The organism is Larkinella fluvii, from assembly GCF_051857545.1.
In the GTDB taxonomy this organism is placed as follows: Bacteria; Bacteroidota; Bacteroidia; order Cytophagales; family Spirosomataceae; genus Larkinella.
In genome coordinates this window covers 229956-242491 of sequence record NZ_JBPZHB010000009.1, presented here as the reverse complement: position 1 = coordinate 242491, position 12536 = coordinate 229956, and the positions used below count along the sequence as shown (strand labels likewise).

The following is a 12536-nucleotide window of genomic DNA, read 5'->3' as shown; positions in this document are numbered from 1 at the left end:
TACAGTGTTGCGGCAAATTCAGATAAATCAGGTCAACGATGACACTGCCATGAAGTCATTGATCGCCTTAAATTAGTATTCTCATCCAATAATGGTGTCATTGGTAGACCATTATTTTTTATTCCTTTCTCCAAAAAAACGCATCAACAGTTGATGTTTTATTAATTATAGGCTAGAGGAAAAGTGGATTGTCAGACAAAAGACGGTGCGGATTTTTGATACATTTACCGAGCCTTTGCATTTTTCGCGCCAATCTCTACACCAGTTGGTAAATGTTTTTTTCCGGTTTCAACCAGGTAACGGTTGCGCTTTTTACATGTTCCGGCGGTATTGGCCGCCCACTTCATACAACGCCCGGGACAGTTGGCCCAGCGAGCAAACTTTGGTGGCTTCCATCAGGGCTTCGAAGATGTTGCCGTTGGCCAATGCGGTTTGTTGTACCTGTTTCAAAACTACATTGGCCGCTTCGCGATTCCGTTCCTGAAAGGCTTTCCGGGATTCGATGGCGTACCGTTTCTCGTTGTCGGTCGAGCGGATGACTTCCTGCGGAATGCGGGTGGGCGAACCGTTGGGGTCCAGAAACGTATTGACGCCGATGATGGGGAGTTTGCCGCTGTGTTTCTGCATTTCATACACCATCGACTCGTCCTGAATTTTGCTGCGTTGGTACATGCGCTCCATCGCTCCCAACACGCCACCACGTTCATTCAGACTGCGAAATTCGTTCAAAACCGCCTGTTCAACCAAATCCGTGAGTTCTTCCATGCTGAAAGAGCCCTGCAAGGGGTTTTCGTGTCGGGAAAGGCCAAATTCTTTGTTGATGATCAACTGAATGGCCATCGCCCGCCGAACGCTTTCCTCGGTGGGCGTCGTGATGGCTTCGTCGTAGGCGTTGGTGTGCAGGGAATTGCAATTGTCCGACAACGCGCTCAGGGCCTGCAAGGTGGTGCGGATGTCGTTGAACGCAATCTCCTGGGCATGTAAACTCCGGCCGGAAGTCTGAATGTGGTATTTCAGCTTTTGTGAACGCTCGTTGCCTTTGTATTTGTATTTCATCGCTTTCGCCCAGATGCGACGGGCCACGCGGCCCAGCACCGAATATTCAGGGTCCATGCCGTTGGAAAAAAAGAACGACAGATTGGGTGCAAAATCATCGATTTTCATGCCCCGGGCGAGGTAGTATTCCACGAATGTAAACCCGTTGGAGAGCGTAAAAGCCAATTGAGAGATCGGATTGGCACCGGCTTCGGCAATGTGGTAACCCGAGATGGAGACGGAATAAAAGTTGCGCACCTGTTGGTCGGTGAAATATTGCTGGATGTCACCCATCATCCGCAGGGCAAATTCCGTCGAAAAAATGCAGGTATTTTGCGCCTGATCTTCTTTCAGAATGTCCGCTTGAACCGTTCCCCGCACCTGCCGCAGCGTGTCCGCTTTGATTTTTTCATACACCTCTTTCGGCAGAACCTGATCGCCCGTGGTGCCCAGCAGCATCAATCCCAACCCCGTATTGCCGTCCGGTAATTCGCCCTGATAAGCGACTTTACTCCCCGGCCCCCTGAAGGGGGAGTTTGCTCCGACGGTTTCCACTCCCCCTTCAGGAGGCTGGGGGGCGGTTTGTCGCAAATACAACTCACACTGCTGGTCGATGGCGGCATTCAGAAAAAAACCGAGCAGCATGGGAGCAGGGCCGTTGATGGTCATCGAAACCGACGTGGCCGGATCGCAGAGGTTAAAACCGCTGTAGAGCTTTTTGGCGTCGTCCAGGGTGCAGATGTTGACGCCAGAGTTGCCGATTTTGCCGTAAATATCGGGGCGGTAATCCGGGTCTTCGCCGTAGAGCGTCACCGAATCAAACGCGGTGGAAAGCCGTTTTGCAGGCATGCCTTTCGAGACGTAGTGAAACCGTCGGTTCGTCCGCTCCGGGCCTCCTTCGCCCGCAAACATCCGCGCGGGGTCCTCGCCTTCGCGTTTCAACGGGAAGACTCCGGCGGCATAGGGAAACTCGCCCGGCACATTTTCGGTCAGCAGCCAATGCAGAACGTCACCCCAGTCTTCGTAGGTCGGCAAACTGATTTTCGGGATTCGTAAACCGGACATGGAGGTTGAAAACAGGCTCTGGTGAATCGTTTTGTCCCGAACCTGATACTGGTACGTATCCGCCCGGTATTTCTGCTTCAGATCCGGCCAGGATTCCAGGAGTCGCCGGCAATTGTGGTGAAGGCGGTTTTCGAAGTCGTCATAGAGGGCTTGGAGGGATGGTGAAACCCTGTCAGCGGTCTGAGACCCTGACAGGGTCTCAGAAGACAGGGTTTTCAATACCCCGTCGATTTGATACATCTTCCGGGCAATCGCCACCTGCTCGTTCACAAAGGCATTATATTGCTCACTGGTTTCGACAATTTCGGCCAGATAGCGAACCCGTTCTGCCGGAATGATGGCCGAGGGCGGGGTAGAAAGTTGGTTGGTGACGACCTGATGCAGGAAATGAGCCCCGGTTTTTTGCTGAACGAGATGCAGCAGTTTCGAGAACAGGGCATTCATGCCGGCATCGTTGAACTGGGAAGCAATCGTTCCAAAAATGGGAAGTTCATCGTCCGGGAGTTCCCAAATGCCGGGATCGGTAACTGCGTGATTTCGGCGGTATTGTTTGCGAACATCCCGCATCGCGTCCAACGACCCGCGTTTGTCGAACTTATTGATGGCGATGACGTCGGCAAAATCGAGCATGTCAATTTTTTCCAGTTGGGTGGCTGCGCCGTATTCAGACGTCATGACATACAGACTGACGTCCGAGTGCTCGGTGATTTCCGTATCCGACTGCCCGATGCCGGAGGTTTCGATGATGATCAGGTCAAATTGAGCCCGCTGGCAGATTTCAATCGCATCCTGAACGTGTTTACTGAGCGCCAGATTGGCCTGCCGGGTCGCCAGGGAACGCATATACACCCGGCCAGCCGCCAGATCGGGATGAATCGCATTCATCCGGATGCGGTCGCCCAGCAAGGCACCCCCGGTTTTGCGTTTCGATGGATCGACGGAAATAATGGCGATGGTTTTGTCGGGAATCGTCAGCAGAAACCGCCGAACGAGTTCATCGACCAAAGACGATTTACCCGCGCCACCGGTTCCGGTAATCCCCAAAACCGGGACAAAACCGCGATCGGTTTGTGGAAACGACCGGTCGATTTTTTCGTAGGATGCTGGTTCATTTTCCGCCACTGAAATCAATTCCCCGATCAGGTTCACATCTTTGGTTTGGGCGAGTGAAGCCAGTTGACCGTTCAGCTTTGCCAGGTGGTCGGCCGTTCCGGTCGGGTGGTCACAATGTTGCAGCAAGTCGTTTATCATGCCCTGCAACCCCATCGTTCGCCCATCGTCCGGGGAATACAATCGGGTAACGCCGTAGTGGTGCAACTCGTCTATTTCGGCGGGTAAAATGGTGCCACCGCCACCGCCAAATACCTTTATATGAGTTGCTTTTCGTTCCCGAAGTAAATCCACCATATACTTGAAAAATTCGACATGTCCACCCTGGTACGACGTAACGGCAATGCCCTGCACATCCTCCTGAATGGCGCAGTCGACGATCTCGGCCACCGACCGGTTGTGACCCAAATGGATCACTTCGGCACCGGATGCCTGCATGATCCGGCGCATGAGGTTGATGGCGGCATCGTGGCCGTCGAACAAAGAAGCCGCCGTAACGATGCGTATGGGGTTCCGGGGCTGGTATGGTTTATTGGATTGTTGCGATACCATGATCAAATTGCAAATTGTCGTGTAAAAGTAGGCAGAATGGCGGAAAAGCAGTATTATTGATTATCATTAGCAAGTTTTAAAACCGGCATGTCGCCAGCTCAAAAGTTCTACCGTTCGATTGGTGTACGCCATCATGAAGTTCGAACAGTCTGGTTATTTTTCTTACACAACTTTTTTCTCGGCATTGGGACGATCCTGGTTTACGTTTCGGCGAACGTCATTTTGCTTGAAAATCACCCCGAAACCAGTCTGCCTATCGCCTACATCGGTTCCGCGATTGCGATGATGATTGTCGGGAAATTGTACGCACATTACGAGCATCTTCTGGCCCTTAGAACGCTGGCCGTCCGGGTTCTGTGGGCGGTTATCATCCTGACATTCATCATCGATGTGCTCGTTCTGGCGGGGCATTCTGTGTGGTCGTCCATTGCCATCATGGTCGGTTTCCGGATGATCTATCTGCTCACGAATCTGGAGTTCTGGGGCGTTTCGGCGGTGGTGTTCGATGTCCGGCAAAGCAAGCGGTTGTTCAGTGTCATCAGTTCGGGTGATATGCCCGCCAAAGCAATGGGTGCCATTCTGGCTGCCCTGGTTCACGCCCATACCGACATGTTTTTCCTGCTGATTGTGGCTTTCGGCTCCTTTCTGGCGGCCATCTACATCCTGCGGCTCACCTATCATTCCCACGATGTTCACGCAACGCACGGTTCTTCGCGGGTTCGTCAACCCAATCAGTCGCTGATTGTCGAGCATTTATTCGGCAACAGCCGTCTGATTACCTCGATGTGTTTGAGTCTGGTGGCGGTGGCTACGGTTGCCGCCAGCGTGGAATATGCTTTTTTTATCAACGTCAAATACAAAATTCACTCGACCACCTCGTTGCTGCAATACCTGAGTAAGGTCCTGGCGCTGACGTACTTGATCGCTATGGTCGTGAAGGTGATCATCTCGGGACAGGCGCTCGACCGACTCGGTATTCGGCGTTCGCTGCAATTATTGCCGATAACCGCCCTGGTGGGCGTAATCGTATTCTGGATTGTCTGGGTGCTGGATGTGAGTGAACCGACCTGGCTATTGTACTACTGTGCGCTCTATCTGACGTTCGAAGTCATGCGCCGTTCGTTGTTCGATCCGGTTTTTCTGGTGCTTTTCCAGCCGCTGACAACCCAGCAACGCTTGCACGGCCACACGCTCGTCAAAGGGTATTACGAACCGCTCGGGATGGCCCTGGCCGGGGTCATGATCTACGCGTTTCATGCCTATCCGGAATTGAACGAATGGGTGCTGTTTGTCTGGATGGGCATCGGAACGCTGGTCGCTTTCCTGCTGCTCCGACGGACGTATCAGAACTACCTGAACGAACTGAAGTCGGCTTTGAGCCGGCGGTTCCTGGAAACGAACGAACTGGCCGCACCCGAAGAGGTGTTGAATCTGGTGCTGACGAATCTGGAAAGCGCGCGGGTCGAGGAAGTCATCAACGCCATGAACTGGCTGAAAACGCACCACCCGGAAAAACTGTCGGATGCATCGGTAATGCTCCTCAATCATGCCGAATTACCGGTTCGCCGGTTTGCGCTGGAATCATTTATCGACTTGAAATTTCCCGTTGACGCCCCGCTTGTTTACCGTCTGGCTATTCACGATCCCGAACCGGTAATCCGGGCGTTGGCCAGTCGGTTATACGCGGGATTGCCCAAAGCCGATGCGAAAGCGGTAGCGGATTTGCTGCACCACCCGGAGTTGACGATCCGCAAAGGTGCCATTCTGGGAAGTTGGAAAAACCGCCCGTATACGAAACCAGCTACCGAAAGTCTGGATCAGTTGAGTACATCGAACGATCCGGCCGACCGAATGGCGGTTTTGGAGGTCATCCGGGGGCTTCAACTGCAACAGCGCAGCGACCTGGTTACCACTTCCTTAAAAAGCAGCGATTCCGCCATCGTTAATGCCGCCATTCGAACGGCTGGCGTCATGCAAAATGCCGGTTTGACCCGCCAACTCGTCAACCTGTTGTCCGACAAACTCTACTGGCGAACCGCTGCCCGCAGCCTGAGCGATATGCAAACGGCGGCTGTTCCGTTTCTGGAAGAGGCCGTTCTGGCGTCATCCGACACCCTGCTGATTCGCCGGATCGCGTCAGTTTGTGCAAAAATCAAAGTTCCTGAAAGCCATCACGTATTGACTACCCTCGTCGGTAAACCCGACTTGACGGTTCGGCTGGCCGCTTTGCGGGCGTTGAGTCATCTGGAAAGCGTCGCTACCAAATCGGAAATATACTACCCGGTTTTACAGGAAGAACTGAAACTGGCGCAACGGTTGCTCCACGGAAGTCTCCACAAAAATGACAAAGAACTGCTGGCTTGTCTTGATTATGAAATCGGTCTGCTCTTGCAGCGGATTTTCTTTCTGCTCATGCAACTGTACGATCGCGACGTGATTGCCAGCGTTCGGACGGGAATTGACCATGCCTCGCGGGAACGACGGGCGAATGCGCTGGAGATGCTCGACAATCTGATTCCCCGGGTAGTATACCAGTGCCTACAGGCCCTGCTCGACGATGTGCCGGTGGCCGAAAAAGTCCGCCTGGTCGATGCGCAACTGGAGCCTTTTCATTCGCAGGAGCCCTTGTTAACCTACATTTTGCACCAGGGAGAAACCATGTTTTCTGCCTGGACGATCAGTGTCGCCCTGCGACGGTGGACCTCACGCTCGCTGGCAAACACCCGTTTGTTGGGTTTGTATATCAACCATCCGATTCAATTGCTGCGGGAAAGCGCCGATGGCGTTTTGCAGGTTGTGAAGGAAAATCACCCCGAATGGTACCAGCGATTGCTGGCCGATCATCCTACGTTAGCAAGTCAACACATGAAACCAACAGAAGCCCACATTTCTGATTTTGAGCGGGTTATTGTTTTGAAAAATACCCGTCTCTTTGCCGATACGCCAGAAAATATTTTGAGTACGATAGCGCCTATCATGAAAGAAGTCACGTACCAGGATGGTCAGACGATTTTTCAGAAAGGCGATATCGGGAACTGTATGTTCGTGATTTATTCGGGAACGGTCGATATTTTTGACCGCCAGCAGCGGTTGGCGCAATTCGGAAGGGGCGATGTGTTCGGTGAACTGGCTTTGCTCGACACCGAACCGAGATCAGCCTCGGCGGTTGTAGCTTCCGATGTGCTGCTGTTCCGGATCGACCACGAAGATTTTTACGACCTCATGGAAGAACGTGAGGAAGTGCTGCGGAACATGATGCGCATTCTGTGTCAACGAATCCGGTTGCAAAATGAGAAAATTCAAACCATGTCGGTCATACCGAATAATGGCTGACAATTTCTTTCAAGTTGCTCAATCGTTCCTGCTTGTTGACCTGCCGTAAAGCCGTAGCGGTTTTGGTCCAGTAGTGGTGGCTTTCCAGAAAACTGACCTGAATCCGGTTCCAGGCGGCTTCGTCGCGAATAAAATTTCGCTCTTTCAATTCTTCAAAAAGCGAGCTGGCAATCGGGTCGAAGTCCGCACGGCCCAGGTAATCCAGATCCGCATCACATAGAATTTCCTCGAACAGATTCTGCGGATTTTGTGGTATTTTGGTTGCCATAATCATGCCGCAAATCTGCTCGATTTGCTCGGGAAGGTAGCCAAACTGCGGGAGTGTTTCGCGCGCGTAGCGGCACCCTTCAGCCTCGTGGCCCTGGTAGGTGGTGATAAAACCGCAGTCATGGTAGAGCGCGGCCGTTCGCAATAACGTCAGCGATTCCGTGTCGGTAACATCCTCTGCCTGTGCCAGTTTAGAAACCGCATCAACCACATCCAGGGTATGATGAAGACCGTGGTAATACAGGGTGGGCGAAAGATCGCGCTTCAATTTAGCAAGGATAAACTCCTCGGCTTTCCGCAGATTCATCGAATACAGGCTAATAACGGGTGATAAATCAAACGTACTACAAATTGGTACGGTTGTCAACATCTGTCTGAATATTCATTACAAGTGACTATTAGTAGGCAAACGGTAATATTTTAATTATCTTATTGCGGAGGACCTATTTTAAGTATAAATTGGTTTTTTTCCAATTTATATACTACCCGCTTTCCCTAAACCCAAATTATTGTAAAGCTATGAGTCCAAAGGTAGTTATTCTCGGCGGAGGAGTAGCCGGTATGAGTGCGGCCCATGAATTGATCGAACGGGGATTTGCGGTTGAAGTATATGAAAAGAAACCCGACTATGTGGGCGGAAAGGCCCGTAGCGTGAATGTCCCCGGCAGTGCCAGCGGGGGGCGACTGCCGCTTCCCGGCGAACACGGTTTCCGGTTTTTTCCCGGATTCTACCGGCACATTACCGACACCATGAAGCGGATTCCCTTCAAAAACCCGAAAACCGGGAAAGCCAACAAGCGGGGGGTGTTTGATAACCTGGTGCAGAGCAACAAAATGATGATGGCCCGGTTCGATCAGGCGCCCATCATCGCCCTGAGCAAATTTCCAACCTCGCTCGCTGATCTGGAAGTGATCTACGATGACATCTTCAAGACCCATACGGGCCTGAAACCGGGCGAGTCGAAGCTGATGGCGCACAAGCTCTGGCAACTCATGACGAGTTGTAAAACCCGTCGGCTGGACGACTACGAAAGCATTGGCTGGTGGGAGTTTACGGAAGCAGACGATCATAGCGATGCTTATAAAGCCCTGTTTGTGAACGGGTTGACCCGGACGTTGGTGGCCGCAAAAGCCCGCAAAGCCAGTACGAAAACCGGGGGCGATATTCTGATTCAACTCGTGTTCGATTTGCTGAATCCGGAAATTCAGGTCGACCGCGTTCTCAACGGCCCGACCAATGACGTGTGGCTCAATCCATGGTATGATTACCTCGTGCAAAGAGGGGTATACTACGAAAAAGGGCAGGAGACCGTTGAATTTCTTTGCGACAAAAAGACCATCACGGGCGTCGTTGTTGAGGATGCAGATGGTAATCGGAAAACCGTTCAGGGCGATTACTACATTTCGGCCATGCCGGTCGAAGCGATGGCTCCGCTCGTGAACGAGAACATGCTGTACAAGGATGCTTGCCTGGATAATATCCGAACGCTGGCCAACAACGTCGACTGGATGAACGGGATTCAGTTTTATTTATCCGATCAGGTGGACATCATCGACGGCCATATCATCTGCGTCGATACACCCTGGGCGCTGACGGCGATTTCCCAGCTCCAGTTCTGGGGCGATTTCGAGGTCAGCGGTTATGGCGACGGCACGGTGAAAACCGTTTTGTCGGTCGATGTCTCGGACTGGGAAACACCGGGGATTCTGTACGGCAAAACCGCTCAGCAATGCACCTTCGCCGAAATTAAAGACGAAGTCTGGGCCCAATTGAAGAAAAGTTTCAACGTCGAGGGAAAGGTTCTCCTGCACGATGACCGTTTGGTGACGTATTACATCGATTCGGATATCGTCGAAAAAAATGGCATCGCAGTGCAGAATACCGAAAAACTATTGGTGAACTTGACGAATACCTGGGATTTGCGCCCCAATTCTTATACCGAAATTCCCAATCTGTTTCTGGCTTCCGACTACGTTAAAACCTTCACCGATCTGGCTTCGATGGAGGGGGCCAACGAAGCCGCCCGGCGGGCCGTCAACAACATCATCAAGCGTTCCGGTTCAAACGCTCCGTTGTGTACACTCTGGGATTTGCACGAACCGTTCCTGTTGTTACCATTCCGGTGGCTCGATAAAATCCGGTACCGGAAAGGGTTGAAATGGCATTCCGACGTGCCCAAAACCGTGCAGACGGTGGCCACCGCAAACGCTATTTTTCAAAAAATGAAAGTCGTGGTCAAACGACCTTTTCTATGATTTCGCTACCGGTTACCCGACATCACCAACGCATCCGAACCTATTTCATTCTGCTAACGCTGGGCCTGGTACTGGGCATCGGCATCGTCAGCGACCGCTATCAACTGGGCTGGCAGTCGGCGGCCTGGCTGGCCTATGGTACCTACGCGGTTCTGGTTTTGTTTGCCTGGTTCTATCACGATCTGTTTCTGCGGAAACTGCTGCTCTTCGGTCTGATTGCGGGCGTTGGCGAACTGCTGGCAGACTGGTGGCTGGTGGATGCAACGGGGACGTTGATTTACCCAAACAATGAACCCATGCTCATCCGATCACCGCTGTACATGCCGTTTGCCTGGGCCGTTATTCTGGTTCAGATCGGTTATCTGGGCTGGCTCATCAGCACCTGGAAGCCGATGGGACTGGCGGTTTTGGCAGCAGCCTTGCTGGGTTTGTCGATCATTCCGCTCATGGAACACTGGGCTAAAGATGCGGGCTGGTGGTATTATGTACATTGCCAGATGATTGGAAGTGCTCCGTTATACATTATCGTGGGAGAGGGTGTCATCTGCACGTTGTTGCCGGTTTTTTTCCGGCGAATCAACAACCGATCGGGCTGGTCTGATGCCATTGGCCTGGGGCTGGCTCAGGGTGCCTGGATCTGGCTGGCCTACGTGATTTGTTACTACTTGTTTCGGTAAGCCATGATGAAGCGACTCCAGGACTACATCTACGGATTTATTCCTCCCGAAGCCTTTTCCGACGAAATCACCTTACGTCGGTATAAACTGCTGGCTTACACCTGTTTCATTACCGGAGTCTTTGCCTTTTATTACTCCCTGGATTCCATCCGGTTTTCGTTTATACCGGGCGTCATCGGCATGTTTGTGTTCGGCATTTTGTATTTCGTTTTGCTGTACCAACTGCGGACCCGGCCTTTTCAGTGGGTGGCCAATGGCTATAGCATCGTGGGTGCCATCACGGTTCACAGCATTATTCTCTTCAGCGGAGGAGCGTATTCACCAGCGCATCCGTGGCTCATTTCTTCCCCGATGGTGATTCTACTGGTTGCCGGGCAACGAAATGCGGTTATTTGCCTGATTTACAACTGTCTGTTTTCTCTTACTTTGTGGATACTGGCCGCTAATGGGACCGTGATGGAGATGTACTACGATACGTCCTGGGAGTTGAGTTTCAATGCCAGCAGTCTGATTGGATTGATCATCATTTGCTTCATCATTGTGCTGGTTTTCGAGAATGGAAAGAATACTGCATTGAACCAGCTTCAGGCAAAAAACCAGCAGATTGAAGCGGAAAAAAAGCGATCCGACGAGTTGTTGCTGAATATCCTGCCGTCCGAAATAGCCGAGGAGATTATGCAAAATGGCAAGTCGACTCCGCACTTTTTTGATTTAGTAACGGTGTTGTTTATTGATATTCAGAATTTTACGGCACATGGTGAAGACATGACACCCGAAGCCCTGGTGAATCAGATTGACTTTTACTTTCGGTCGTTCGACAACATCATCAGCAAATACCGCATCGAGAAAATCAAAACCATTGGCGATGCGTACCTGTGCGCTGGCGGTTTGCCGGTGCCTTACGCCGACAATGCGCGGGAAGTGGTAAAAGCCGCGCTGGAAATTCGCGCCTTTATGGAACAGACCCGAACCGAACGGGAGGCCACCAATCTACCCTTTTTCGATTTTCGGATCGGGATTCATTCCGGCTCCGTCGTGGCCGGGATTGTCGGGCTTAAAAAATTCGCCTACGACATATGGGGGGATACCGTCAACACGGCCGCCCGCATGGAGCAGCACGGCGAGGTAGGGAAAGTAAATGTGTCGGGCACGACCTACGAACACATCAAAGATCATTTTCAGTGTCAGCACCGGGGCAAAATCGATGCGAAAAACAAGGGAAGGATCGACATGTATTTTGTCGACTAGAAAACACAACGCCCGGCCAATCTGGTCGGGCTTGTCGTAGTTGTAGTATAGCAAAGAGTGCGTCGTGCAAGGCACAACAAATATTAATTGGGGTTACTGACCCGGTCGATCAGCATTTTATTGAACATCCGCTCGGTATTGTGAAGCTCCTGAAGCTGTTGAGCCGTAATCACGCGCAAAAATTTGGCGTTGTATTCTTTTTCCAGATCAACCAGCTTCTGTTTGAGTTCGACGGATTCGTTCAACTCGCTGATCGCTTCGTTGCCACCGGGCTTGCTCGATTTGCGCAGTTGCCGGGAAATATCCCTCCGCCGGTCGCTGTATTCGTTGTAGATGGGCCAGAATTGGGGAGCCTGCTCCGTAGTTAAATTCAAGCGGTTGGTAATCAGCCCGATTTTAGCACTTTCTATTTTCTGACGATCCTGATTTTGTGCGGCAGCCGGTAAAGTCAGCAGCAAGCCAAAGAACAAAATCAGTAAGCGGGTGAACGATTTCATAGGAATGGTTAAAAATAAACGATCGATCATAATCAAATGGCTGCAGTTCCGTCTTCTTCAATCAGTTGTTGGATGGATTCCGGCGAAACGTGCAATTCATGAATCAGCGTCGAATCATTGGGCATATCATGGGTTTTGATCAGGTCTGAATAATCTTCCAGATAGATATCCTGATCCTGCAAATAATCTACCACTGATTCGGTGCTCACTTTGCTCAACAGTTCGGGTTCCAGCGAATCCTGCTTTTCCGGGTACGTAAACCATACCAAAGCCGCCACAAAACCGGCCCCGGCCAGCGTAGACAGGGAGCGCTGCCACGACCAACTGATCGTGAAACGGTGTGACCGGCGGGCGGTTTCGGCCTGTATCCGGGTCGGGAGCGTATCGAAGTAGCCGTCCGGCGTCGTAAACGGCAGTTGCCGCAGCGGATTCTGCCGGTCTAATTCGTCAAGTCGTATTGGTTTTTTCGGTTCCATTGTCTTAAAGGCACAACGGT

The 12536-nt window shown here is 51.7% G+C and carries 8 protein-coding genes; 4 read left to right on the top strand and 4 right to left on the bottom strand.

Annotation, left to right across the window (positions count from 1 at the left end):
* Positions 1-312 precede the first annotated feature (312 nt).
* Positions 313-3762: a methylmalonyl-CoA mutase family protein gene (locus ACS5NO_RS24195; protein WP_439417514.1), complete on the bottom strand. Its 3450-nt coding sequence runs from the start codon at positions 3760-3762 to the stop codon at positions 313-315.
* 87 nt (positions 3763-3849) lie between these two features.
* Here ACS5NO_RS24195 and ACS5NO_RS24190 point away from each other — a divergent pair, with 87 nt between their 5' ends.
* Positions 3850-7095 (top strand): cyclic nucleotide-binding domain-containing protein, encoded by a 3246-nt coding sequence (locus tag ACS5NO_RS24190; protein WP_439417513.1) that lies wholly within the window; start codon positions 3850-3852, stop codon positions 7093-7095.
* Here ACS5NO_RS24190 and ACS5NO_RS24185 read toward each other — a convergent pair.
* Positions 7076-7669 (bottom strand): HD domain-containing protein, encoded by a 594-nt coding sequence (locus tag ACS5NO_RS24185; protein WP_439417512.1) that lies wholly within the window; start codon positions 7667-7669, stop codon positions 7076-7078. The genes ACS5NO_RS24190 and ACS5NO_RS24185 overlap by 20 nt on opposite strands.
* Positions 7670-7881: 212 nt before the next feature.
* On the opposite strand from ACS5NO_RS24185, the gene ACS5NO_RS24180 reads away from it, so the two are divergent.
* Genes ACS5NO_RS24180 through ACS5NO_RS24170 form a run of 3 tightly spaced genes read left to right on the top strand, consistent with a single transcriptional unit; the run spans position 7882 to position 11543 of the window.
* Positions 7882-9618, top strand: a complete 1737-nt coding sequence (locus tag ACS5NO_RS24180) for a hydroxysqualene dehydroxylase (RefSeq protein ID WP_439417511.1) — start codon at positions 7882-7884, stop codon at positions 9616-9618.
* Entirely contained in the window at positions 9615-10295 is a 681-nt protein-coding gene (locus ACS5NO_RS24175) for a DUF6989 domain-containing protein (protein ID WP_439417510.1), read from the top strand. Before ACS5NO_RS24180 ends, ACS5NO_RS24175 begins: the two co-directional genes overlap by 4 nt.
* Positions 10296-10298: 3 nt before the next feature.
* Positions 10299-11543 carry an adenylate/guanylate cyclase domain-containing protein gene (locus ACS5NO_RS24170; RefSeq protein ID WP_439417509.1) on the top strand — a complete coding sequence of 415 codons (1245 nt, stop codon included), beginning with the start codon at positions 10299-10301 and terminating at the stop codon, positions 11541-11543.
* Positions 11544-11626: 83 nt separating this feature from the next.
* On the opposite strand, the gene ACS5NO_RS24165 is transcribed toward ACS5NO_RS24170, so the two are convergent.
* Together ACS5NO_RS24165 and ACS5NO_RS24160 are read right to left on the bottom strand one after the other, a co-directional pair.
* The gene (locus ACS5NO_RS24165; RefSeq protein WP_114406023.1) at positions 11627-12040 is read right to left on the bottom strand and encodes a hypothetical protein; all 414 of its coding nucleotides are present in this window, start codon (positions 12038-12040) and stop codon (positions 11627-11629) included.
* A gap of 32 nt (positions 12041-12072) precedes the next feature.
* A complete protein-coding gene (locus ACS5NO_RS24160; protein WP_114405803.1) occupies positions 12073-12516 on the bottom strand; it encodes a hypothetical protein in 444 nt (147 codons plus the stop codon).
* Positions 12517-12536: the final 20 nt, after the last annotated feature.